The 23,602-nt window shown below is 64.8% G+C and carries 21 protein-coding genes and 1 tRNA gene; 15 read left to right on the top strand and 7 right to left on the bottom strand.

Features of this window, described 5'->3' with window-relative positions:
• Positions 1-113: 113 nt before the first annotated feature.
• The 5 genes from pheS to DYI37_RS13630 form a co-directional block, all read right to left on the bottom strand.
• Positions 114-1,193 carry a phenylalanine--tRNA ligase subunit alpha gene (pheS, locus tag DYI37_RS13610; RefSeq protein ID WP_116683798.1) on the bottom strand — a complete coding sequence of 360 codons (1,080 nt, stop codon included), beginning with the start codon at positions 1,191-1,193 and terminating at the stop codon, positions 114-116.
• A gap of 227 nt (positions 1,194-1,420) precedes the next feature.
• On the bottom strand, positions 1,421-1,843 hold the full coding sequence (gene rplT, locus DYI37_RS13615) for a 50S ribosomal protein L20 (RefSeq protein ID WP_116683799.1): 423 nt from the start codon (positions 1,841-1,843) through the stop codon (positions 1,421-1,423).
• 42 nt (positions 1,844-1,885) lie between these two features.
• The gene (gene rpmI, locus DYI37_RS13620; protein WP_116683800.1) at positions 1,886-2,086 is read right to left on the bottom strand and encodes a 50S ribosomal protein L35; all 201 of its coding nucleotides are present in this window, start codon (positions 2,084-2,086) and stop codon (positions 1,886-1,888) included.
• A 200-nt stretch (positions 2,087-2,286) separates the two neighbouring features.
• Positions 2,287-2,760, bottom strand: a complete 474-nt coding sequence (locus DYI37_RS13625) for a DUF192 domain-containing protein (RefSeq protein WP_116683801.1) — start codon at positions 2,758-2,760, stop codon at positions 2,287-2,289.
• Positions 2,761-3,104: 344 nt separating this feature from the next.
• Complete coding sequence (locus DYI37_RS13630; protein WP_116683802.1) at positions 3,105-3,689, bottom strand: cold-shock protein; 585 nt, start codon at positions 3,687-3,689, stop codon at positions 3,105-3,107.
• A 284-nt stretch (positions 3,690-3,973) separates the two neighbouring features.
• Here DYI37_RS13630 and DYI37_RS13635 point away from each other — a divergent pair, with 284 nt between their 5' ends.
• The 11 genes from DYI37_RS13635 to DYI37_RS13685 all read left to right on the top strand — a co-directional run bounded on the left by DYI37_RS13635 (position 3,974) and on the right by DYI37_RS13685 (position 17,093).
• Positions 3,974-4,966, top strand: a complete 993-nt coding sequence (locus DYI37_RS13635) for a hypothetical protein (RefSeq protein ID WP_147307932.1) — start codon at positions 3,974-3,976, stop codon at positions 4,964-4,966.
• Between the two features lie 160 nt (positions 4,967-5,126).
• Positions 5,127-5,567 (top strand): lactoylglutathione lyase, encoded by a 441-nt coding sequence (gene gloA / locus DYI37_RS13640; protein ID WP_245413935.1) that lies wholly within the window; start codon positions 5,127-5,129, stop codon positions 5,565-5,567.
• 480 nt (positions 5,568-6,047) lie between these two features.
• Complete coding sequence (locus DYI37_RS13645) at positions 6,048-6,962, top strand: YcbK family protein (protein ID WP_245413914.1); 915 nt, start codon at positions 6,048-6,050, stop codon at positions 6,960-6,962.
• A gap of 206 nt (positions 6,963-7,168) precedes the next feature.
• Positions 7,169-7,244: transfer RNA gene (locus DYI37_RS13650), tRNA-Glu, on the top strand.
• Positions 7,245-7,646: 402 nt separating this feature from the next.
• Entirely contained in the window at positions 7,647-10,439 is a 2,793-nt protein-coding gene (locus tag DYI37_RS13655) for a phosphoenolpyruvate carboxylase (protein ID WP_116683805.1), read from the top strand.
• Positions 10,440-10,558: 119 nt separating this feature from the next.
• A complete protein-coding gene (locus DYI37_RS13660; protein WP_116683806.1) occupies positions 10,559-11,176 on the top strand; it encodes a LuxR C-terminal-related transcriptional regulator in 618 nt (205 codons plus the stop codon).
• Positions 11,177-11,569: 393 nt separating this feature from the next.
• Positions 11,570-12,508 (top strand): HpcH/HpaI aldolase/citrate lyase family protein, encoded by a 939-nt coding sequence (locus tag DYI37_RS13665; RefSeq protein ID WP_116683807.1) that lies wholly within the window; start codon positions 11,570-11,572, stop codon positions 12,506-12,508.
• A gap of 3 nt (positions 12,509-12,511) precedes the next feature.
• On the top strand, positions 12,512-13,717 hold the full coding sequence (locus DYI37_RS13670) for a malate--CoA ligase subunit beta (RefSeq protein WP_342634943.1): 1,206 nt from the start codon (positions 12,512-12,514) through the stop codon (positions 13,715-13,717).
• A 17-nt stretch (positions 13,718-13,734) separates the two neighbouring features.
• Positions 13,735-14,631: a succinate--CoA ligase subunit alpha gene (sucD, locus tag DYI37_RS13675; protein ID WP_116683809.1), complete on the top strand. Its 897-nt coding sequence runs from the start codon at positions 13,735-13,737 to the stop codon at positions 14,629-14,631.
• Positions 14,632-14,825: 194 nt separating this feature from the next.
• On the top strand, positions 14,826-15,794 hold the full coding sequence (locus tag DYI37_RS13680) for a 2-hydroxyacid dehydrogenase (RefSeq protein WP_116683810.1): 969 nt from the start codon (positions 14,826-14,828) through the stop codon (positions 15,792-15,794).
• A gap of 3 nt (positions 15,795-15,797) precedes the next feature.
• A complete protein-coding gene (locus DYI37_RS13685; protein ID WP_116683811.1) occupies positions 15,798-17,093 on the top strand; it encodes a glycerate kinase type-2 family protein in 1,296 nt (431 codons plus the stop codon).
• Positions 17,094-17,229: 136 nt separating this feature from the next.
• Here DYI37_RS13685 and DYI37_RS13690 read toward each other — a convergent pair whose 3' ends face one another.
• On the bottom strand, positions 17,230-17,811 hold the full coding sequence (locus tag DYI37_RS13690) for a dioxygenase family protein (RefSeq protein WP_116683987.1): 582 nt from the start codon (positions 17,809-17,811) through the stop codon (positions 17,230-17,232).
• A 293-nt stretch (positions 17,812-18,104) separates the two neighbouring features.
• Entirely contained in the window at positions 18,105-18,269 is a 165-nt protein-coding gene (locus DYI37_RS20030) for a hypothetical protein (protein WP_158555181.1), read from the bottom strand.
• Positions 18,270-18,618: 349 nt separating this feature from the next.
• Here DYI37_RS20030 and DYI37_RS13700 point away from each other — a divergent pair, with 349 nt between their 5' ends.
• From DYI37_RS13700 to DYI37_RS13715, 4 genes are all read left to right on the top strand, one after another.
• Positions 18,619-20,151 carry an acyl-CoA carboxylase subunit beta gene (locus DYI37_RS13700; protein ID WP_116683813.1) on the top strand — a complete coding sequence of 511 codons (1,533 nt, stop codon included), beginning with the start codon at positions 18,619-18,621 and terminating at the stop codon, positions 20,149-20,151.
• Between the two features lie 129 nt (positions 20,152-20,280).
• Positions 20,281-21,198 (top strand): glutathione-dependent disulfide-bond oxidoreductase, encoded by a 918-nt coding sequence (yghU, locus tag DYI37_RS13705; RefSeq protein ID WP_116683814.1) that lies wholly within the window; start codon positions 20,281-20,283, stop codon positions 21,196-21,198.
• Positions 21,198-21,575: a hypothetical protein gene (locus DYI37_RS13710; RefSeq protein ID WP_199520158.1), complete on the top strand. Its 378-nt coding sequence runs from the start codon at positions 21,198-21,200 to the stop codon at positions 21,573-21,575. Before yghU ends, DYI37_RS13710 begins: the two co-directional genes overlap by 1 nt.
• Before the next feature lie 23 nt (positions 21,576-21,598).
• Positions 21,599-23,602, top strand: coding sequence for an acetyl-CoA carboxylase biotin carboxylase subunit (locus DYI37_RS13715; RefSeq protein WP_116683816.1), 2,004 nt, complete (start codon positions 21,599-21,601; stop codon positions 23,600-23,602).

Here is a 23,602-nt window from a genome sequence, read left to right on the forward strand (position 1 = left end):
CCCGAAAGGTCCGTCCGCGAACGCCTCGCCGCTCGCTTGGGGAGAGATGGACACCTCACCGCCGGTCGCGGGCGGCGTATCCTGACGCCGCCCCCACCCGGAAGCGCAGGCTCCTACTGGCTGAGACCGCCGAAAAGGGTCGGCATGTCGAGGGGGCGGAAGCCGTAATGCTCGATCCAGCGGATATCCGCGTCGAAAAAGGCGCGCAGATCCGGCATGCCATATTTCAGCATCGCGATGCGGTCGATGCCCATACCCCAGGCGAAGCCCTGATAGACGTCGGGATCGAGACCGCCGGCGCGCAGGACGTTCGGATGAACCATCCCGCAGCCAAGGATTTCCATCCAGTCATCCCCTTCCCCGAACCGCACCTCGCCCGGCCGTGAGCGATCGCACTGGATGTCGACCTCCATGGAGGGTTCGGTGAACGGAAAGAAGGAAGGGCGGAAGCGCATCTTCAGGCTGTCCACCTCGAAGAACGCCTTGCAGAACTCTTCGAGAACCCATTTCAGATTGCCGATATTCGCGCTCTTGTCGACCACCAGGCCCTCGACCTGATGGAACATCGGCGAGTGGGTCGCGTCCGAATCCTGGCGGTAGGTCTTGCCGGGAATGATGATGCGGATCGGCGGCTTCTGGGTTTCCATCGTGCGGATCTGAACCGGCGAGGTATGGGTGCGCAGCACCTTCCGCGCACCGCTCTCGTCCGGCTGCAGGAAGAAGGTGTCGTGCATTTCGCGAGCCGGATGACCCTCCGGGAAATTCAGCGCCGTGAAGTTGTAGTAGTCGGTCTCGATATCGGGGCCCTCTGCGATGGCAAAGCCCATATCGGCATAGATGGCGGTGATCTCGTCGATGACCTGGGAGATCGGATGGATGCGGCCGCGCGCCGCCGGCGAGGAACGAACGGGAAGGGTCACGTCGACGGTCTCGGTCGCAAGACGTGCGGCGATCGCGGCGTCGGCGAGGACCTCGCGCCGCTCGGTGATCGCCGACTGAACCCGGTCGCGCAGGCCGTTGAGGCGTGGCCCCTCGGTCTTGCGCTCCTCCGGGCTCATCTTGCCGAGCCCCTTCATCATCTCGGAGATGCGCCCCTTCTTGCCGAGTTCGGCAACACGGATCGCCTCGAGGCTCGCCTCGTCTCCGGCCGCTTCGATGGCCGCCAACACTTCGGTTTCGAGGGTCTCGCTCACGCGTTCTGCTCCAAGATCATCTGCGCCGGGCAGAGCCGGCCGTTTCGGCGCCTCGTTACCCCATGGAAGCCATGGAGGAAAGCGGTGCCTCGGCGGTTCGCAGGCCCGCATGGATCGAGTGCGGATCCGATCCGGCACTCGTCGGGAATGCCCCGCCAAACGAAAAAGGCCCGCAGCGTGCGCTCCGGGCCTTTCGAATTCTCAACGCCAGCGACGTGGCAGGTCCGTCAGGCGGCCTGCTTCTCGCCGACGGCACGCTCGTAGGCGTTCGGGAACTGGCCCTCGCCCTTCAGATATTCGAGCGCGGTCTTGGCCTGCTCGCACAGGGCCGTGAAGGCTTCGGGCTCGTGGATCGCGATGTCCGAGAGAACCTTGCGATCGACCTCGATCCCGGCCTTGTTCAGACCATCGATGAAGCGGCCATAGGTCAGGCCATGCTCGCGGACCGCGGCATTGATGCGCTGGATCCAGAGAGCGCGGAAGTTGCGCTTCTTGGCGCGGCGGTCGCGCGTCGCATACTGCTTGGACCGGTCGACCGCGGCCTTTGCGGCGCGGATGGTGTTCTTGCGGCGGCCGTAGAAGCCCTTGGCCTGCTTCAGAACCTTCTTGTGCTTGGCGTGGGCGGTGACGCCCCGTTTCACGCGTGCCATGATCTAGTCTCCTGAAATTCGTTTCGTGCCTGAAAACGCCGCTTAGCGGTCGTAGGGCATGAACTGCTTCGCGATCTTCTCGTCGGGCTTGGAAAGAATCTTCGTCCCGCGCGCGTCGCGAATGAAGTCGTTGGAGCGTTTGATCATGCCGTGGCGCTTGCCGGCATGACCGGCTTTCACGCGGCCACTGGCCGTCGTCGAGAAGCGCTTCTTCGCGCTTGCCTTGGTCTTCATCTTGGGCATTTTGCTCTCCTTGGAACGTGAAGGCTCGCGGCATGAGGCAGAACGGACGGAAGCCCTTACACTCCTTTCGGAGCCGGACATCCGCACATCTGCCGAAAAAGCACCGCGAAAGCATCGAGAGCCGCCACGGCATGCCCTGCCGGACGGCTCAGATCAACGGCGGACCTGATATCGCGTGAATGCGGCTTTGGCAAGATGCCTCAGCCGGCTTGCCCTGAGGGCGCGATCAGCTCGTGTTCGACACGGTCGCCCGGCTCGATGCCGAGACGCTTGGCGGCGCCTCCGTTCAGTTCGAGCACGTAACGTACCGGCCCGCCGGACGGGATGACGGCGCGCGACAGCGGCTCGGCATTGCGCTTGATCGAGAGAATCGTGCCGTCCTCCTCGATGAACAGCATGTCGAGGGGGATCAGCGTGTTCTCCATCCACATGGTCACTTCGCGCGAATCGCCGAAATCGAACAGCATTCCATGATCGGGAGCCATTTCCTCGCGGAACATCAGACCCGTGCGGCGCTCCTCGTCCGTGTCGGCGATCTCGGCATCGATCACATGGGTCGTGTCGCCGGTGACGATCCGGACGCTGTCGTCGGCGGCGATGCCGGAGGCCGCGAACAGGCCGAGACCGGCAAGAACGACGAACCCGGCCGCGAGGCCCTTGGCGAGCATACGCATGGAACTCAACTCCTCTGTTCCGATCGATCGGCGGATCGCTTCAATCCAGCCTTTGCGCTTTGCAGGACCATCAGGCGCAAAAACCCCGCGAGGCCGGTTCGAACACCGATTCGCTCTACCCCATGCCCGGGAATCGGATTCCACTGCCTGAGCCAAACGCCGAGCAGGGATCCCGGCGGTGGGGCGAGCCTTGCTGCCAGAGCAGGAATAGAGCCTGACGCACCGAGCGACAAATCACGAAGGAATGTCGTTCAATCAAGGCACGATCGCCACTATGTCCGTCACCCGCCTTTCGCCTGCCGGCTCTCGGATGGAAAGCGGAGGCCGCAAGCTGCAAGAGACGATCAGTGAGACGGGGGATTGGCCGTCAGCGGATAGATTTCCGCCGCCATTCTACCCTTGTCGCCCATGCCGTAACGAGCCTTGACCTGCTGGCCGAGGCGCAATTCGGTCATGCCGAAGCGGCGCAGGGTCTCCATGTGGATGAAGATGTCCTCACCGTCCTCCCCTTCTTCCGCCGCGGTCAGGAAACCGTAGCCCTTGGTCCGGTTGAACCATTTCACCGTGGCCACCACGAGGTCGCTCGACGCCGTGACCTGGGAATGGGTTCGGGCCGGCGGAAGCTGGGAGGGATGCGGACCGGTCGAACTGTCCATGGACAGGATGCGATAGGCGCTCGCGCCGCGCTTGCCTTCCTGCACTTCGCAGACGACGCGTGCCCCTTCCACCGCCGTGGAAAAGCCGTCCCGGCGCAGGCAGGTCACATGGAGAAGCACGTCCTGCGATCCGTCCTCGGGAACGATGAAGCCGAACCCCTTGGCGACATCGAACCATTTGATGTGCCCGGAAACGACGCCGAAACCGAGCTCTCGTGACGGATCGTCGTCCTCGTGACGAGGTGCAAAATCAGTGGCCGTCCGCTCCGCCATCCGGATGATCCGCCTCTACGCAACAGAATTTGTTCGAGTTTATCATTAAATCGACGGATTCATGCAAGGGGCCATGCTGCAATTGACGGCCTCCGGCGAAAGTTCTGAATGCCATTCCCCTAAGTCACTTCGACGGCGAATGATCGCGAACCGCGCGACGATCATGTTCGGCTCCGGCTCGCAGCCTCCACTCGGCAGCATTGAAAACCCAACCGTCGCGCGGCGGACGGTCCGAGGATGGTGACTTGTTCGCATGCCGCCTCACGACATCGTTGACGAGAAAGATGACCGCAATTCCGTTCGTCGCTGGAACTCGCGGGCTCCCGCTCAAGTTTGTGAGGCGGGCACATGCTATTCCTTTGGGAGGAATCGATATGAACAGATTGCAGGTCCTCGCGTCGGCTCTGACGCTTTCGGCCGCGACACTCACGGCCAATGGCGCGCTCGCCGACTGTGCAGAACAGCTTGCATCCCTGAAGACCGAGATGGGCACGTCGGGTGCCAGCAGCTCCGGCGCCTCGCAGTCCGGCATGTCGGCTTCGGGCACATCGTCCACCTCGTCCTCCACTGCCGGAAGCACCGATGCTTCGACGCCGGCTGGCGAAACGCCCGCAGGTATGGACCAGCAGGCCGTGACCAGCGGCACGGAGACGTTCACCGCCGCCGGTAGCAACGAGGGTCAGAGCGATCAGGAGAACTCCACGGGCGCACTTTCCGGAATCGCTCCCACCCCTGCCCTGACCGAGCGGGTCGAAGGCGCGTCCGAAGGATCCGATCAGTCCGCGGCCAACGGCAGCTCCTCGTCCAGTGCTTCCGGCGACATGTCGGCATCGTCCGGCTCGGCGGATGCCTCCTCCGGTTCGTCCATGCAGGACAGCGGAACGGAATCGGCGGCCAGCGGCGAGACACCTGCCGAGCAGGATCAGGCGGCGACCACCTCCGACAGTGCGACCTTCACCCAGTCCGGCAATGTCGAAGGGCAGAGCAACCGCGAGGATTCCACCGGTGCACTTTCGGGTGTCGCACCGACACCTGCCCTGACTGACGAGGTACAGGCCACCGCAGGTGCATCGGGACAGGACACGTCCGGTGCGTCGAACTCGAGCAGCGACATGGCCTCCTCCTCGACCTCGGCCAGCGGCGATGCCCAGTCGTCGATGAGCGGCGGGAACGACATGGCCGCCTCTCACATCGAGGCTGCACAGGCCGCGCTCGACGCAGGCAATGAGGAAGCCTGCATGGCCGCCGTCGAGCAGGCCAAAAATTCCATGATGTAAGACGGGAAAGCCCTGGGCTTTTTCAGATACCGACCAAGCTTAAGGGGTCCGAACGGACCCCTTTCGCATGTCTGGACCCTGACCGGATGCACTGGCCTCGTCCATGGATCACAAGGCCGGGCATGCGTCGTCCGACGCCAATTCAACGAAGGAGTATCCCTTGCGCTACCTGCACACCATGGTCCGCGTCACCGATCTCGACGCCTCGCTCGACTTCTACTGCAACAAGCTCGGTCTCGTTCAGACCAGCCGGATGGACCGTGAGGAAGGCCGCTACACGCTGGTCTTCCTCGCCGCGCCGGACGATCTGCCGGAGGCGAAGGACAAGAAGGCTCCGCTGATGGAGCTGACCTATAACTGGGACCCCGAATCCTATTCGGGCGGCCGCAATTTCGGCCATCTGGCCTTCGCCGTCGACGATATCTACGAGATCTGCCAGAAGCTGAAGGATTCGGGCGTCACCATCAACCGGCCGCCGCGCGACGGCCATATGGCGTTCGTGAAGTCCCCCGACGGCATTTCGTTCGAACTTCTTCAGAAGGGCGACGCGAAGGCCCCGCAGGAGCCGTGGGCTTCGATGGAGAACACCGGGTCCTGGTAACGCTCGACCCTCACTCGGGCGATACGCTCGCCCGAGTCCACAAACCTGCCTCAATCCGACTTCATGAACTTTTCGTTATGTTGTGTTAAAGTCGAGGCCGGGTGCCGGGTCCATACCCGCTCGGCACCGATACCGGCGCATAAAAGAACGGCGTGACGGGACGACACATGGTGCGGGTGCGGCCTCCCGCGCCGGGGACGAAGCCGATGCCAGGCGCGCGGCTTTTCATTCGTATCGCGCGGACGATACGCATCGATAGCGGTCGCCTTGCGGTCCATGGGGATGGATCGCCGGGCACCATGGATGCGAGCGGGGCACTGGGCGCCCGGATCGCCGAAGAGGGATGACACTTTGACGACCGAAGACTCGCGCCGTCCGTCCGAACGCGGACCTGCCTCAAGCCATGGGGCGGGCCTACGGGCTCCATCCCGGACTTCGCGCAGTTTACGCCTGTCGACGATCGCCATCGCGGCTCTCGCAATGTCGCCACTTCTCGGCGGCTGCATGTCCGGGATGAGCGACATCGCCTCCCTCGGATTGACGAACACCCCCAGCCCCGCGGACAGCGGCGCTCCGCTGGACACCAGCGAGGCGCCGGAAGTCGACATTTCGGAAGCGACCGAGGGTTCCGCTCCGGCAGCCGAAATCTCGGCCGAGACCGCGCAGCGCGTCGCCGACGCCACTCCTGAGACGCAGACCAGCCGCTCCGGCCCCCTCATTCCGCTATCGACGGATCGCCAGACGGTCGCCGCTTATGCCGGGGCAAGCGATGGCGAGGCGCGCGGCGCCGGCGGCCAGACACTCTTCCAGTCGCTCTTTGCCCGCCAGGAAGCGCGCACACCGATCGCCAATGCGGAGCGCGGCAAATCGGGCCGTGTCGTCGTTGCGAGCGAGGATGGCGCATCGGCTGGTGGAGACGCCCTCCCCGGCGTCGATCCGAGATCGCTCTTCGAGATCGGACAGCGCGCTTCGGCGGACGAAGACGCGATCGAGGATGCGAGCTACGAGGTCGCCGCCCTGACTGGCGGTTTTGCGCGCCTTGCGCCCAACGGGCTTCGCGTCCAGCGCGAGGACGTGCGCACCGACTGCTTCCCCGGCCAGTTGGTCGGCATGATCAGCGCGATCGAACGGCGATTCGGGCAGCGCGTCGTGGTGACCTCGGGCTATCGCAGCCCCGAACACAATCGGCGCGTCCGCGGTGCCTCCCGATCGCAGCATATGGCTTGCAAGGCCGCCGACATCGTCATTCCCAACACGAATCATCTGGAGGTCGCAGCCTTCGTGCGCTCGCTGCGCGGTCGTGGCGGCGTGGGCACCTACTGCCATACCAAGGCGATCCACATCGATGTGGGCCCCGAGCGCGACTGGAACTGGCGCTGTCGCCGGGGCGGCTGACCCCAAGGGCGTGATGCCGGAAAGCTGCATGACGTTTCGAACGATATCGTGCGGCAGAGCAACGGTTTAAGGCGGAAGGCCGGCACGGAGGTGTCGCATTTCGCTGCAGTGGCCCCAGGCGATCTGAAACGGCCGCGACGAACTCTCGATTTTTTTCAGATTATCGCTTGCAACGAACGCAAACTCCTTCTAGAAACCGCCGCGTTGCGCCCATCGTCTAGCGGTCTAGGACGCTGCCCTTTCACGGCGGAAACACGGGTTCGAGTCCCGTTGGGCGTACCATCATCTTCCCAAGCTGAAGATGATTCGGTTCGCGAAGCGACATTCTCTCCGATGATACCATCCGGCCAAGGCGCGATCTGATCGATCGGATACGTCCGGCATGCAGGATCCGGCTCGGATCGCTCGGGCCACGCTTCGGCCGTGTGCGGTCTTCCCGTTCCTTTCCGTCTCCCGCGATCCGACCTGGTCGACCACCCCCTCGCCGACCGCGTCCGATCGATCGGACAAGCTTTCCTACCCGCGAGACGCCCGGTTGATACCCCCGGCGCGCTTGTTTGGCGGCCCGATTCCGCAACAATGGGAAGGCCGCCTCCGTCGGATGACCTCGATCATCGCGCCGCGTGCGGCACCACCGTCCGGGAGGAAGGGCGGATATGCGGGATCTGGGAGGAGACCTGAGCGATGAGCATCGCCATGCGCGACAACCAAACCGAAAAGCCCTTCGCCGAAGGAGCGCAGACACGCGAGAGCGCGGTCGCCGAGGGCGGTTTCGAACAGGGCGGCGCGAGCGTCCGCGGCCTTCTTCTCCAGCAGCTCTCATCGGTCGTGCGCAGGCGCCATCCCGATCTTGCCCGCGTTCTCAACGGCACCCTCTCGGTGCGCGATCTCGACGAGGCTCTCTGGCTCGATGGATTGCAGGCGATCGCGGCCTGGTTCCAGCTCCTGACGATCGCGGAGGAATACACGGCGACGAGCCGACGCCGCGCCATCGAGCGGCGGGGAAGCGCCGATGCCGTGCTCGGCTCCTTCTCCAACGTCATCGGCCAGTTCATGGCCGATGGCGGCAGCGGCGACGAGGTCCGGCGCACGCTGGCGGGCCTGCGCGTCGGCCCGACGATGACGGCGCATCCGACCGAGACGAAGCGCGTCACGGTGCTGGAGATCCATCGCCGCATCTACCGGACGCTGACCGAGGCCGAGGAGCAGCGCTGGTCGCCGCGCGAGCGCGACGAACTGATCGAACGCCTGCGCGGCGAGATCGAACTTCTCTGGCTGACGGGCGAATTGCGGCTCGAAAAGCCGAGCGTCGACCAGGAGGTCGCCTGGGGCCTTCATTTCTTCCGCGAGATCCTGTTCGAGACCGGGCCGAAGCTCGGCGACGTGCTGACCGCCGCGATCCGGCGACATGCGAGCGAGAACTCCACGCCGGTCTCCCCGAATCTGCGCTTTGCCACCTGGATCGGCGGCGATCGCGACGGCAATCCGTTCGTCACCGCCGATCTGACGCGCGCGGCCCTTTCGGAGTACCGGAAGTCCGCCCTCGCCTCCTATCTGAAACCGCTCGAACGCCTGATCGTCGAACTCAGCGTCTCCACCAGTGTCTGCATGATCCCGGAGACCTTCCGCGATGCTCTGGAAGGTGCGCTCGGCCTGTCGGGACGGCGCGAGGCGATCGCGTCGCGCAATCTCAACGAACCGTTCCGGCAATTCGTCTGCGCCGTCGCCGCCCGCCTCAGGGCGACACTCGCCGGCGATGCGGGCGAACGGCGCGAGACGGATGCGATGCCCTATCGCAGCCCCTCCGAGATGCGCGGAGAGATCCAGGCGCTGCATCAGGCCCTGGTGGAGATCGGCGCGCCCGCCGTCGCCGAACGGCTCGTGCGCCCGCTGCTCTGGCAGCTCGAGATCTTCGGCTTCCATACCGCCTCGCTCGACATTCGCCAGAACGCGACGATCGTCAACAAGGTCGTCGCCGAACTCCTGAACCTCGGGCGCGACGAAGACGATCATGTCCAGAAGGGGGAGCCGGGCTGGTCCGAGCGGCTGCGCGAAGCCCTGAGGAGCGACAGGAAGCCGGATCTCGATGCGGCCGACCTGTCCGACGATGCCCGCGAGACCGTCGCGCTCTTCAGGGTGATGCGGGAAGCCAAAACGAGGGACAACCGGGCGATCGGCGCCTTCATCCTCTCCATGACCGAATCGGCCGACGACATGATCGCCTGCCACCTCCTCGCCCGCTGGGGCGGCATCACCGCCGGCGACGATCCGAGCGCGGCGACGACGCTCGCCATCGTGCCCCTGTTCGAGACGATCGACGATCTGCGTGCGGCGCCCGACATTCTCGACGAGATGATCGCGATCCCCGCCATCCGAAGGTCCCTGCGAGAATGCGGCGACCGACAGGAGATCATGCTCGGCTATTCGGATTCCAACAAGGACGGCGGCTTCCTCACCTCGAACTGGGAATTGTCGAAAGCCCAGCGCCTGCTGCACGATGTCGGCGTCAAACGGCGCGTCCGCGTCTCGTTCTTCCATGGCCGGGGCGGATCGGTGAGCCGTGGCGGCGCCCCGACCGGCCGCGCGATCGCGGCCCAGCCGGCCGAGACGGTGGACGGCGCCCTGAGACTGACCGAACAGGGAGAGGTCGTCTCGTCCAAGTTCGCCAACAAGGGAACGGCCCTCCACAATCTCGAGATCCTGTCGGCGAGTGTCCTCGCGCACACGCTGAAGAGCCCGCGCGAGCGGGAGCTGAAAGACGATGCTGAGTTCAAGGAGGCGATGGAGGCGCTGTCGGGCCTCTCCCAGACCGCCTATGCGGATCTCATCTCGACCGACGGGTTCATCGACTATTTCAACCAGTCGAGCCCGGTGGAGGAACTCGCCCTCCTCAATATCGGCTCGCGGCCGGCCCGGCGCTTCGGCGGCTCGCCGAAGGATCTTTCGGAACTGCGCGCCATCCCCTGGGTCTTCGCCTGGAGCCAGAACCGGCATCTGATGACCGGGTGGTACGGCATCGGCACCGCCTTCGACAGCTTCGTGAAGGTTCGCGGCGAGGACGGGATGAAGCTTCTCCAGTCCATGTTCCGCAATTCGCGCCTCTTCCGCCTGATCGTCGACGAGGTGGAGAAGCAGCACTACCAGTGCGATCCTGCGATCGGTGCCGAATATGCGAAGCTCGTGAAGAACGAGACGGTGCGCGATACGATCTTCGGGAAGATCGAGGCCGAATACGAATTGACGCGCCGCATGCTCGTCGAGGTCACCGGGACCAAGGACCTCGCCGAACGCTTTCCTGTCCACAAGCGCCAAATCGACCGCGTGGCCGCACAACTGGAAGGCGTCCACCGGCTGCAGGTCGAACTCCTGTCGCGCGTGCGCGGAACGGCCGATGTGCGTGAGGCCGATCCGAGAGCCCTCGACGCCCTGCTCCTGTCGATCCACTGCACGTCGGCGGGCCTCGGCTGGACCGGCTGAAGCCGAAGCCTGCGAGAGGTTCGAGGGGCGGCTTTACCCGTCCCGCAATTGTTATCTAGGATAGAGATTGTCTCCCTGCTTCGGTCTGGCACCTCCGAAGCGGCGGGACAGGGGGAAACATGGCTGCCGAAAAACCGATCCGGGTCCTTCTCGCCGAACGCAATCCGCTCGTGGTCTCAGCGCTCAAGCACATGATCGGCAAGGACGATCGATTCGCGTTCGCGGGCCTTGCCGAAAGCGGATCGGAAATCCTGCGGCGCTCCTCGGACCCGGATTTCGACATCGCCGTCGTCGGCTGGACCCTCGCGGACATGGATGCCGGCTCGCTTCTCTTGAAGCTGAAGGAGAAGGCCGGTGCGCCGCGCATCGTGATCTTTTCGGGCGAGGAGAACATCGCCACCCTCCGCCAGGCCGTGCGGCTGGGCGTCTACGGCTTCTGCTACCAGTACGACGACCCCGATGTTCTCTTCGACACGCTGATGGCGGTGGCGAACGGCCGGATCTGCATTCCCTATATCGACCTGACGGCCATCAACGACACGGCGATCTCCAAGCTGACCGTGAGGGAGCGCGAACTTTTGTCGATGCTGGCTCTCGGCTGGACGAACATGCAGATCGCCGCGCGCACGGGCATCTCCCAGAACACGGTCAAATACTACCTGAAGAACCTCTACGAGAAGCTGGACGTGCAGAACCGCGCCATGGCCGTCGCCGTCTGGCTGAACGAACAACGCTGACGCCGGCCGAAGCACGAAAGCATCGAAGCCGTCGAATGGCTCGAATTTCGGCTCTGCGACCTGCACCGCCCCAATAGACCGCGCCCTTGTCCAGCAGAGCGCGGCGAAGAACCTGTCGCCCACAAGATGACGAAGAAGAAGGGTCAGTCCCTTTCGGGTAGGGTTTCCTACCCGGGTCCGTTCGACTTCCTATCCGCAGGCTTCTTGCTTATGCGCCGCGTCCCTCCGATAGTTCCTGTCAAGTCGAAGCATCCGGGAGGATAGCGGTTTCACGACCCGGGAGCCGGTGGCAGTCAAGCAACCCGCGGCCGCCCGGCCGGCTCACAGGCGAGACGAAACTCGATCCGCACCGAGCCACGGGACCGCAAGACACGGCCAGGGAAGAGGAACAGGATGAGCCACGAACTCCACAATCTCCGCAAGTTTCGCCTGCAGCGCAGCGAACTCGCCGTGCCGGGCGCAAACGTCCAGATGATGGAGAAGGCGGCCGACAGCGAGGCCGACTACGTCTTCCTCGATATCGAGGACGCGGTCGCGCCGCCCGACAAGGAAAAGGCGCTCAGGAACATCATCCAGATCCTCAACGACATCGACTGGCGCGCAAAGAAGAAGACGGTCTCCGTCCGGATCAACGGCATCGACACAAAGTACATGTATCGCGACGTCGTCGACCTGATGGAACAGGCGGGCGACCGCTTCGACACAATCCTGATCCCGAAGGTCGGCAATCCCTCCGACATCTACATGGTCGAGGCTCTGATCAACCAGATCGAGATGGCGAAAGGCTTCGAGACGCGGGTCGGCATCGAGGCCCTGATCGAGACCGCGCTCGGCATGGCGAACGTGGAGAAGATCGCGGCCTATGGCGGACGCCTGGAGGCGCTCCACTTCGGCGTTGCGGACTACGCCGCCTTCAACAAGGCGCGCACCACCAATATCGGCGGTCCCAACCCGCATTATCCGGGCGACCAGTGGCACTATGCCCTCTCGCGCATGACCGTCGCCTGCCGCGCCTACGGCCTGCGGCCGATCGATGGTCCGTTCGGCGACTTCTCCGACCCCGAAGGCTTCAAGGACGCCGCGAACCGCGCCGCATCCCTCGGCATCGAAGGCAAATGGGCGATCCATCCCAGCCAGATCAAGCTCGCAAACGAGGTCTTCTCTCCGCTGGAGGCGGAGGTGGAGAAGGCGCGCAGGATCATCGAGGCTTTGAAGGAGGCCGAGGGCAAAGGCCAGGGCGCAGCCTCGCTGGACGGCAAGATGATCGATGCCGCATCCGAGCGCATGGCCCTCAATGTTCTGAAAATGCACGAGGCGATCACGGCCCGCTAGGCGATCGCGAAAAGGGAGAGAGCCATGGATATCCATGAATACCAGGCAAAGGAGCTGCTCGCACGCCACGGCGTGAGCCTGCCGCGCGGCGGCCTCGCCTACAGCCCCGAGCAGGCGGCCTATCGCACAAGCGAGATCGGCGGCGAACGCTGGGCGGTGAAGGCCCAGATCCACTCTGGAGCGCGCGGCAAGGCGGGCGGCGTGAAGCTGTGCGGCAGCGACAAGGAAGTGAAGGCGGCGGCCGAGGAGATGCTGGGCAAGCGCCTCGTGACGCACCAGACGGGCCCCGAGGGCAAGCTGGTCAACCGTCTCTACATCGAGGAGACGGTCGACATCGCCCAGGAACTCTATCTGGGCTTCGTCCTCGACCGCAAGGCCGAGCGCATCATGATCATCGCCTCCTCCTCCGGCGGCATGGAGGTGGAGGAGATCGCCGACAAGGAGCCGGAAAGCCTGATCAAGACCGTGGTCGATCCCGGACACGGACTGCAGGACTTCCAGGCGCGCGAGATCGCCTACAATCTCGGCCTCGAATACAAGGTGGTGGGCCGGATGGTGGACACCATTCTCGGCTGCTACCGCGCCTTCCGCGACCATGACGCCTCGATGCTGGAGATCAATCCGCTGGTCGTCACGGGCAGCGGCAATGTCATGGCGCTGGACGCCAAGATGAGCTTCGACGAGAACGCCCTCTTCCGCCGGCAGGAAATCTCCGAGCTTCGCGACAAGAGCCAGGAAGACCCGCGCGAGACCTTCGCCTCCGATCGGGGCCTCTCCTATGTCGGCCTGACCGGCGAGATCGGCTGCATCATCAACGGCGCGGGCCTCGCAATGGCGACCCTCGACATGATCAAGATCGCCGGCGGCGAGCCCGCGAACTTCCTCGATATCGGCGGCGGCGCAAGTCCCGAGCGCGTGGCCAAGAGTTTCCGCGCCGTCCTGCAGGACGACAATGTGAAGGTGATCTTCGTCAACATCTTCGCCGGCATCAATCGCTGCGACTGGGTGGCCGAAGGCGTCATCCGGGCCAAGCGGGAGGTCGGCGTGCCCGTTCCGATCGTGGTGCGCCTCGCCGGAACCAATGTGGAGAAGGGCCGGCAGATCCTGGCCGATTCCGGCGAGGACATCATCGTCGCCGAAACCCTGAAGGAAGGTGCCGAAAAGGCGGTCGCGGCCTGGAAAGAGGCGACCGCCTCTCGGGCGGCCTGAGGAAGCGGGAGGACAAGATGGCAGTATTGCTCAACAAGGACACAAAGGTCATCGTGCAGGGCTTCACCGGCAAGATCGGAAGCTTTCACGCCGAGGACATGATCCGCTACGGAACCAAGGTGGTCGGCGGCGTCACGCCCTCCAAGGGCGGACAGATGCATCTCGACCTGCCGGTCTTCAACACGGTTCGCGGCGCGGTGGAAGAAACGGGCGCCGAGGCGTCGATCGTCTTCGTCCCGCCTCCCTTCGCGGCCGATTCGATCATGGAAGCGGCCGATGCGGGCATCAAGTTCTGCGTCTGCATCACCGACGGCATCCCCGCCCAGGACATGATGCGCGTCAAGCGCTACATGCGCCGCTACCGCGCCGCCGACAAGATGCGCCTCTTCGGCCCCAACTGCGCCGGCATGATCTCCCCGGACGAGGGCTTCATGGGCATCATGCCCACGAACATCTACAAGAAGGGCCGCATCGGCGTCGTCGCGCGCTCGGGAACCCTGTCCTACGAGGCAGCCGCCCAGATGCTCGCCAAGGGGATCGGCATCTCCACCTCGATCGGCATCGGCGGCGATCCGATCAACGGCTCGTCCTTCAAGGATTGCCTGGAGCTTTTCGAGGCCGATCCCGAGACCGATGCGGTCGTCATGATTGGCGAGATCGGCGGCCCCCAGGAAGCGGAAGCCGCACGCTGGGCGCAGGAGCATATGTCGAAGCCCGTCTGCGCCTATATCGCGGGCGCCTCTGCCCCGAAGGGCAAGAAGATGGGCCATGCCGGCGCGATCGTTTCCACGGAAGGGGAATCGGCCGCGGAGAAGATCGAGATCATGAAGGCGTGCGGCCTTGCCGTCGTGCCCCATCCCTCGGCCTTCGGCGAGGTGGTCGAGGAGATGATCGGACACAGGAAGGCCGCCTGATCGGGCTCCCGCCATCTGCGCGGAGCCGGTAACGGGTGTTCGAAACGGCTTGCCCGCCAGCCGTTCACGGCGGGCGGAGCTCCTCGGAGACGAGCTGCGGCGATGGCCTGCCTACCACGGAACGAGATGCGGCGCGGGCCTCGACACCCGCGCCGCATTCGCTTTAATTCATGACACAGGGGAGGAACGAATCCATGAGCAAGCCGAAAATTCTGGTGACGCGTCGCTGGCCTGAGGCCGTCGAGACGAAGCTGTCCGAAGCCTACGACGTGACGTTCAACGAAGCGGACGAGCCCATGTCGAAGGATGCCCTGCGTCAGGCTCTCTCCGAATATGACGCGGTCTGCCCCACGGTTTCGGACACCATCGATGCGTCGGTTCTCGCCGTCGAAAACCCACGCACGAAGATCCTTTCCAGCTACGGCGTCGGCTTCAGCCATATCGATACGGACGCAGCCAAGAAGGCCGGCATCGTGGTGACGAACACGCCGGAAGTCCTGTCCGAATGCACCGCCGACCTCGCGATCACGCTGATGCTTTCGGCCGCGCGCCGGGCCGGCGAAGGCGAGCGCGAGCTGCGCGCGGGCCAATGGACCGGCTGGCGGCCGACCCACATGATCGGCACGAAGGTTTCGGGCGGCGTCTTCGGCGTCCTCGGCTTCGGCCGCATCGGCCAGGAGACCGCCAAGCGCGCCCATCATGGCTTCGGAATGAAGGTGATCTATTACGACGCCTATCCGGTGGCGCCCGAAAAGGCCGCATCGACGAAGGCGGAAGCCCGCGATTCGATCGAAGCCGTTCTCAAGGAGGCCGACGTCGTCTCCCTGCACATGCCCGGCGGCAAGGAGAACTATCACCTCATCAATGCCGAGCGGCTCGCCATGATGAAGCCGAACGCGATTCTGGTGAATTCCGCACGCGGAGAGGTGGTCGACGCCAAGGCGCTCGCCGATGCCCTGAAGAACGGCACCATCGCCGGCGCCGGTCTCGACGTGTTCGAGGGCGAGCCGAAGATCCCCGAGCCGCTTCTCGAGACGAACGCCGTGCTGCTGCCCCATCTCGGTTCTGCCACCCAGTCGACCCGCGAGGCGATGGGCTGGCGCGTGATGGACAATCTGGAAGCTTACTTCGCCGGCCGCGAGCCCGGCGACCGGGTGGCCTGATCCATGGCTGACGGCGAGCGGAACGACGGCACCGGAACCCTGCGCGGCGATGCCCTCGCCATCTTCCAGAGGGCGGTCGAAGCTGCCGATCCGGCAAGCGCGGTCCGTGCCGCGCTGGAGGAGCGGGCCGGGCAGATCGAGGCCGCCGAAGGCGTCGTTCTGATCGCCTTCGGCAAGGCGGCGATCCAGATGGCCGAGGCCGCAATTCCCTTTCTCGGCGACAAGTGGAAGGCGGGTATCGCCGTCACCCATCCGGAAGCCGCAAGGGTCGTCGCCGGTCTCGACGTCTATGTGGGAGGCCATCCGACGCCGACCGCGGGCAGCGAACAGGGCGCGAGGGCCATCGAGGCCGCGCTTGACGAAGCCGGCGACGCCGATCTCGTCCTCGTCCTCGTCTCGGGCGGGGGTTCGGCTCTCGTCGCGGCGCCCGTGGAGGGCCTGACCCTTAAGGACAAGATCGCCGTCAACGATCTTCTTCTGGGTTGCGGAGCCCCGATCGACGAGATCAACGTCGTCCGCCGCAAGCTGTCGCGCCTGAAGGGGGGCGGGCTCCTGGCGCGCGCTGCACCGGCGCGGGTCCTGTCGCTGATCCTGTCCGACGTTCCGGGCGACGATCCCAAAGCCGTCGCCTCCGGCCCGAGCGTGCCGTCAGCCGACGATGCCGAGGCGGCGTTGCGCGTGGTCGAAAGATACGCGATCGCGGACCGGCTGCCGGACGCTGCGCGTCGGCGCCTTCGCGAACCGGGACACGGGCGCGACCATACCGGCCAGGATTTCGAAACCGTCATCATCGGATCGAATGCCATCAGCTGCGCGGCGGCGGCCGAGGCCGCGAGCGAACTCGGCTATGCGTGCGAACGCATGGAAGGCTGGCTCGACGGCGACGTGGCGGAGGCCGCAGCGCGGCTGCACGACCGTCTCACCCGCCAGTCCGCCGGCGAAAAGCCGATCGCGATCATCGCGGGCGGCGAGACGACGGTGATATTGTCGGGAAGCGGCACCGGCGGGCGGAACCAGGAACTGGCTTTGCGCTTCGCTCTACTCGACGAAGCCGATCCCGCGACCGGCGAATGGGTTTTCCTCTCCGGGGGCACGGACGGGCGGGACGGGCCGACGGATGCGGCCGGTGCAGTGGTCGCCCCCGATACCCTGAAGACGATCAGGGATGCAGGCGTGGATCCCGAAGCCCGGCTGGGCGACAACGATTCCCATCCGGCGCTCGAAGCCGGCGGGGCGCTGGTGCGCACCGGCGCGACCGGCACCAATGTCGCCGATGTCCAGGTCATCCTGCTGCGCTGATGCGGCTCCCACCGTCTTTCGCGTTTGAAACGCGACGATCGGGTCCGACAGGAAGTTGGGAGCCTGATACTGTCGGACGAATGAGTTGACGCGTTGAGTCAAGTATCGACCGGCACAGGCTCAGACGCCGCTGGTATCAGAGAATGAAGTCGAAGCTGCCGCGACCGGCGCCCGGATCGAAGGCGACGAGAAGGCTTCGTACATAGAGCCCGTCCCGGCGGTTCTGCGGAATGCCGGGGAAGTAGAGCTGCGTCGTCAGAATTCGCTGGCCTCGCGGCTGGACGCGGGCGTGGATATGCCGGGTGCGGCCGGGATAGAGACCAGGTAGGATCGTCTCAAGCCGCCAGCGGCCATTGGCATCGGAGAACTGGTGGCCGCGCAGGCGGTAACCCGAATTGTCGTAGGCCCCGTTCGCGTCGGCCTGCCAGAAATCGATTTTCGCACCCTGAACAGGTCGGCAGTTCTGGTCGAGAACCTGTCCGTAGAGAAGGATCGGCTGGCCACCCCGCGTATCGCGCTGGAAGTTCGTCTTGCGCGGGGAGCCAGAGGTGAAGAACGGACCGGCGGTCTGAAGAGCCGTCAAGGTATCGGTGCCGCAGGCGGGCGTCTGCGCCAGATGGACCCGGTTTGCCTTCGCTTCGCTCAGGAAGGCGGGCAAGGCGATCGCGGTGACGAGGCCGGCCGTGAAACGGCGGCGGTTCAGGTCGTTCGGGGCCATCGCGGATCGCATCCTCGCTGCATTCGTCGGATCTCAAAGCCGGTATCGATCGACGATCCGATGCGCCTGTCAATGCTGAAACTACGACGGCGGTGCCCCGCCGGATGTCTCATGCCGTCGGACGAATGAATTGACCCGCCGGGTCGATTCTCGTCCGGCACAGGCTCAGACGCCGCGCGGCCTGCCTGCGGATGACAAACAGCGATGCTTTCAAATGTTCGCCGGTATGACACCTTGAGACGATGGTTTGTCCTGACCTCTATGGCTTGAAAGGCCATGACCGATCCGTCGGCTTACTCGGAGCGCTTCGTCTCCCCGGCCCGGCGCTCGGCCTTCCGCCGGCGGCGATCGCGACGTTTCTCGATTTCGTAGGGATTGCGCCAGACGCCGAAGTAAAGAAGCAGGAGAAGACCCGCGACGACGATCGCGAGTTCACCGAGGATGTAGATGTTCTGCATTTCTGCCCCCTCGCTTTCCCGGCATCGCCTTCCCGCCATCGCCGATCCGGTCGTATCTTGGACCCGCCGATCCGAGCCGTCATGTGTCTCGGTTTCCGGTCCAGCCTCGGGCGACATGATTTAGCGGATTTCGCCTCCATGGCGCCGTCGCGCCGGCCTTCGTGAAGCAACGCGCCAGAACCTGAGACGGATGCAGCGCTCCGACCCCTTCGAGCGCGTTTCCGGTCCGACCGCCACAGGGCATCGCGTCGATAGCATGTCGTTCAGTGCGGTCCGCGCGATACGCCTCTCCACCTTGTCCTCGACCGCCTCGTTGCCCTAAGTGCATATGCGGAGTGGGAGGGTGCATATGCTTGGAATCGTCGAACAGCTCGAGGCCAAACGGGCGGAGGCTCGCCTCGGCGGCGGCAGGGACCGCATCGAGAAGCAGCACGAGCGCGGCAAGCTGACGGCCCGCGAGCGGCTGGACGTGCTTCTCGATCCGGGCTCCTTCGAGGAATACGACACCTTCAAGACCCATCGCGCCACCGATTTCGGCATGGCGAGCCAGCAATATCCGGGCGATGGCGTCGTCACCGGCTGGGGCACGATCAACGGTCGGCCCACCTACGTCTTCTCCCAGGACTTCACCGTCTTCGGCGGCTCGCTCTCCGAAACCCATGCCGAGAAGATCTGCAAGGTGATGGATCTCGCCATGCAGAACGGGGTGCCGGTGATCGGCCTCAACGATTCGGGCGGGGCCCGCATCCAGGAGGGCGTCGCCTCGCTCGGCGGCTATGCCGAGGTGTTCTGGCGCAATGCCCAGGCCTCCGGCGTCGTGCCGCAGATCTCCGTCATCATGGGACCCTGCGCCGGCGGCGCGGTCTATTCGCCCGCGATGACCGATTTCACCTATATGGTCCGCGATACCTCCTACATGTTCGTGACGGGACCGGACGTGGTGAAGACCGTGACCGGAGAGGTCGTGACCGCCGAGGATCTGGGCGGCGCGACCACCCATACCAAGAAGAGTTCGGTCGCCGATGCCGCCTTCGACAACGATGTGGAGGCGCTCGTCGAGACGCGCCGCCTCTTCGACTTCCTGCCCTCCTCCTCGCGCGACCGGGCCCCGGGTCTCGGTGTCTTCGACGATCCGAACCGGGCCGAGGCCTCGCTCGATACGCTGGTGCCGGAAAACGCCAACACGCCCTACGACATGCGCGAGGTCATCCTGAAGATCGCCGACGAAGGCGACTTCCTGGAACTCCAGAAGGATTTCGCGGGCAATATCCTCACCGGCTTCATCCGGCTGAACGGCGAAAGCATCGGCGTCGTCGCAAACCAGCCGCTGGTGCTCGCGGGCTGCCTCGACATCGATTCCTCGCGCAAGGCCGCGCGCTTCGTGCGCTTCTGCGACGCCTTCAACATTCCAGTCCTGACGCTGGTCGACGTTCCGGGCTTCCTGCCCGGCGTTTCCCAGGAACTCGGCGGCATCATCAAGCACGGTGCGAAGCTGCTCTTCGCCTATGCCCAGGCGACGGTTCCCAAGGTCACGGTCATCACGCGCAAGGCCTATGGCGGCGCCTATGACGTGATGGCGTCGAAGCACATCCGCGCCGACGTGAACTATGCCTGGCCCTCGGCCCAGATCGCGGTGATGGGCGCCAAGGGCGCGGCCGAGATCATCCATCGCCGGGACGCCAAGGACCCCGAAAAGCTCGCCTCCCATACGAAGGAATACGAGGACCGCTTCGCCAATCCGTTCATCGCGGCCCAGCGCGGCTTCATCGATGAGGTGATCCTTCCTCAATCGACGCGCCGCCGGGTGCTGCGGGCCTTCGAGATGCTGAAGACCAAGGAAGTGCCGGAGCCCCGGCGCAAGCACGACAACATTCCGCTGTGACACAGGGGACCGTGTCATCGCGGCCGAGACGGAGCGTTTCGGCTCGCCGTTCGCCGACGGCTCAATATCTACCGTGATGCGATGCGTCGCATCGCCTCCGCATCCTGAACGAAGACAGGTCGATCCATCATGGCCGACGACACCAAGTTTCCGCCCGAAAAGAACCTCCCGGCCGGCTATGTGCCTGCCAAGGTCTGGAGCCCCGATACCCAGTCGGGCGGCGCCTTCGCCTCCATCAACAAGCCGACCGCTGGCGCCCAGTACGAGAAGGAGCTGCCGGTCGGCAAGCATCCTCTCCAGCTCTACTCCCTGGGCACGCCCAACGGGGTCAAGGTCACGATCATGCTGGAGGAGCTTCTGGCCGCCGGCCATACCGAGGCCGAATACGACGCCTGGATGATCCGCATCCACAAGGGCGACCAGTTCGGCTCGGGCTTCGTCTCGGTCAACCCGAATTCCAAGATCCCGGCGATGATGGATCACAAGCCGAAAGGCGGCGGCGATCCGATACGCCTTTTCGAATCCGGCTCGATCCTCCTTTACCTCGCGGAGAAATTCGGCGCGTTCCTGCCCGGCGATATTCGCGGCCGCACCGAGGCCCTCAACTGGCTGTTCTGGCAGATGGGCGCGGGCCCGTTCCTCGGCGGCGGCTTCGGCCATTTCTACGCCTATGCGCCGATGAAGATCGAATATGCGATCGATCGTTTCGCCATGGAGGTAAAGCGCCAGCTCGATCTTCTCGACAAGCAGCTTGCGAAGAACGAGTTCATCGCCGGCAGCGAATATTCGATCGCCGACATGGCGATCTGGCCCTGGTATGGCCGTCTCGCCGCTCACGGCGCCTATGACGATGCCGGCACCTTCCTCGGCGTGGACGAGTACGAGAACCTCCAGCGCTGGAGGAAGCAGATCGGCGAACGCCGGAGCGTCAAGCGCGGCTCGATGGTCAATTCCACCTCCGGCGATCCGTCGACCCAGCTTCACGAGCGCCACGACGCCTCGGACTTCGAGACGAAGACTGAGGACAAGATCGGAGATGCCGGATAGTGGCGAAACTCCCTGACATGACGAAGCACCGGGGGTTTCCCTCGGGGCTTCCGGGAACCGGCTTCCAGTTCACGGTTCGTCGCGCCAATCCCAAGGGCGCGACGAAGATCATCGAGCGCAAGCGCTTCCCCGATCGCACATCCACCGAGAAGCTCGCCGATACCGCCTTTCTGCACGCGATCTGGCACATGTTCGGGGACGAGCCCTTCGAGCGGGGCAATCTCGATGCGGGACGCATCTCGTGGCTGTTCAACCGCGAGATCGTGCCGGGCGAACACCCGTTCGATCCGCAGTCCTATACCGCGCTTCTGAGGATCGACGAGACCGTCGCCCGCAAGACCCACCCCGATGCGTTCCAGGACGTTCTCGAAGTTTGACGACGAAGGCAGGATAAGACGCCGTGTTCAAGAAAATCCTCATCGCCAATCGCGGCGAGATCGCGTGCCGGGTCATGAAGACGGCGAAGCGGATGGGGATCGCGACCGTCGCGGTCTATTCCGATGCCGACAGGAACGCCGTTCATACGCGCATGGCCGACGAGGCGGTGCATATCGGGCCTGCGCCTGCGAACCAGTCCTATCTGAAGGCCGATGCGATCATCGCGGCCTGCCGGAAGACGGGCGCAGAAGCCGTGCATCCGGGCTACGGCTTCCTGTCGGAAAACGCCAAATTCTGCGAGGCACTCGAGGCCGCCGGCATCACCTTCATCGGACCCAAGCCCAGGGCGATCCAGGCGATGGGCGACAAGATCACCTCCAAGAAGATCGCGGCCGAGGCCGGCGTCTCGACGGTGCCCGGCCATATGGACCTCATCGCCGATGCAGAGGAGGCCGTGCGGATCTCGGCAGGGATCGGCTATCCGGTGATGATCAAGGCGTCCGCCGGCGGCGGCGGCAAGGGCATGCGCATCGCATGGAATGACGACGAGGCGCGCGAAGGCTACGCCCGGTCGAAGTCGGAGGCCGCGTCCTCCTTCGGCGACGATCGCATCTTCATCGAGAAGTTCGTCGAAGAGCCGCGCCATATCGAGATCCAGGTTCTCGCCGACGCACACGGCAACTGCGTCTATCTCAACGAGCGCGAATGCTCGATCCAGCGGCGCAACCAGAAGGTCATCGAGGAAGCGCCCTCCCCCTTCCTCGACGAGCAGACCCGCAGGGCCATGGGCGAGGAAGCCGTGGCCATGGCGAAGGCCGTCGACTACCAGAGCGCCGGCACGGTCGAGTTCATCGTCGACAAGCACCGCAACTTCTACTTCCTCGAAATGAACACGCGCCTTCAGGTCGAGCATCCGGTGACCGAACTCATCACCGGGATCGATCTCGTGGAGGCGATGATCAGGGTCGCCGCCGGCGAGCCCCTGCAAGTCACCCAGGCCGATATCGGCATCCGGGGCTGGGCGATCGAATCGCGCCTCTATGCCGAGAACCCCTATCGCGGCTTCCTTCCCTCCACCGGGCGCCTGACGCGCTACCGGCCGCCGCAGGAGGGCGAGCGCGAGGATGGTACGATCGTCCGGAACGATACGGGCGTCGAGGAGGGCTCGACCATCTCGATGTTCTACGATCCGATGATCGCCAAGCTCTGCACATGGGGCGAGACGCGCGAGAGCGCGATCGACGCGATGGCCGCAGCCCTCGACGGGTTCGTCGTCGAGGGCATCGAGCACAACGTGCCGTTCCTGGCCGCCATCCAGCGCCATCCGCGCTGGCGCTCGGGCGAGATCACGACGGGGTTCATCGCCGAGGAATATCCGGACGGCTTCGAGAATGCGGCGCCCCCCGCATCGGTCTTCCGCCGCATGGCGGTCGCGGCGACCGCCATGGCGCAGCGAACGGTCCGGCGTCCCTCGGATGCGCGCGGAGAGCGGATCGCGGGCCTTCTGCCGCCCTCCGGCGCGTTCGAGCGCGTGGTCGCCATCCCCTTCGGCGGGAGCGAGCATGCGGTCCGGATCGGACCCTCCTCGGTCGCCGTCGACGGGACCGAGGCCGGGCCGGCGGAACTCGAATGGAAGCCGGGCGAGCTCATCGCCGTCCTCGATCTCGAAGGCGAGCGGACAACCTACCGGGTCGATCCCGTAACGTCCGGCTTTCGCCTGCGGGCGGAAGGCTACGACGTGGCGCTCAAGGTCTATCCCGTCCATGTGGCGCCGCTTGCGCGCCTGATGCCGGAGAAGCTGCCGCCTGACCTGTCGAAGTTCCTGATCTCGCCCATGCCGGCGGTGCTGATGACCCTGTCGGTCAAGGAGGGCGACGAGGTTCAGGAAGGTCAGATCCTCGCCGTGGTCGAGGCCATGAAGATGGAGAACGTGCTGCGGGCCGAGCGCAGCGGCACGGTGGAGAAGATCTCGGTCAAGGAGGGCGACAGCCTCGCCGTCGACGACGTCATTCTGGAGTTTGCCTGA

Source organism: Fulvimarina endophytica, from assembly GCF_003403015.1.
Lineage (GTDB): Bacteria > Pseudomonadota > Alphaproteobacteria > Rhizobiales > Rhizobiaceae > Fulvimarina > Fulvimarina endophytica.

Excerpts from the sequence above, each read along its gene's own strand:
- rplT (WP_116683799.1), bottom strand. The coding sequence starts at position 1,843 with ATGGCACGCGTGAAACGGGGCGTCACCGCCCACGCCAAGCACAAGAAG.
- rpmI (WP_116683800.1), bottom strand. The coding sequence starts at position 2,086 with ATGCCCAAGATGAAGACCAAGGCAAGCGCGAAGAAGCGCTTCTCGACG.
- DYI37_RS13625 (WP_116683801.1), bottom strand. The coding sequence starts at position 2,760 with ATGCGTATGCTCGCCAAGGGCCTCGCGGCCGGGTTCGTCGTTCTTGCC.
- DYI37_RS13630 (WP_116683802.1), bottom strand. The coding sequence starts at position 3,689 with ATGGCGGAGCGGACGGCCACTGATTTTGCACCTCGTCACGAGGACGAC.
- DYI37_RS13635 (WP_147307932.1), top strand. The coding sequence starts at position 3,974 with ATGACCGCAATTCCGTTCGTCGCTGGAACTCGCGGGCTCCCGCTCAAG.
- DYI37_RS13645 (WP_245413914.1), top strand. The coding sequence starts at position 6,048 with ATGTCGCCACTTCTCGGCGGCTGCATGTCCGGGATGAGCGACATCGCC.
- DYI37_RS13655 (WP_116683805.1), top strand. The coding sequence starts at position 7,647 with ATGAGCATCGCCATGCGCGACAACCAAACCGAAAAGCCCTTCGCCGAA.
- DYI37_RS13660 (WP_116683806.1), top strand. The coding sequence starts at position 10,559 with ATGGCTGCCGAAAAACCGATCCGGGTCCTTCTCGCCGAACGCAATCCG.
- DYI37_RS13665 (WP_116683807.1), top strand. The coding sequence starts at position 11,570 with ATGAGCCACGAACTCCACAATCTCCGCAAGTTTCGCCTGCAGCGCAGC.
- sucD (WP_116683809.1), top strand. The coding sequence starts at position 13,735 with ATGGCAGTATTGCTCAACAAGGACACAAAGGTCATCGTGCAGGGCTTC.
- DYI37_RS13680 (WP_116683810.1), top strand. The coding sequence starts at position 14,826 with ATGAGCAAGCCGAAAATTCTGGTGACGCGTCGCTGGCCTGAGGCCGTC.
- DYI37_RS13685 (WP_116683811.1), top strand. The coding sequence starts at position 15,798 with ATGGCTGACGGCGAGCGGAACGACGGCACCGGAACCCTGCGCGGCGAT.
- DYI37_RS13690 (WP_116683987.1), bottom strand. The coding sequence starts at position 17,811 with ATGGCCCCGAACGACCTGAACCGCCGCCGTTTCACGGCCGGCCTCGTC.
- DYI37_RS20030 (WP_158555181.1), bottom strand. The coding sequence starts at position 18,269 with ATGCAGAACATCTACATCCTCGGTGAACTCGCGATCGTCGTCGCGGGT.
- DYI37_RS13700 (WP_116683813.1), top strand. The coding sequence starts at position 18,619 with ATGCTTGGAATCGTCGAACAGCTCGAGGCCAAACGGGCGGAGGCTCGC.
- yghU (WP_116683814.1), top strand. The coding sequence starts at position 20,281 with ATGGCCGACGACACCAAGTTTCCGCCCGAAAAGAACCTCCCGGCCGGC.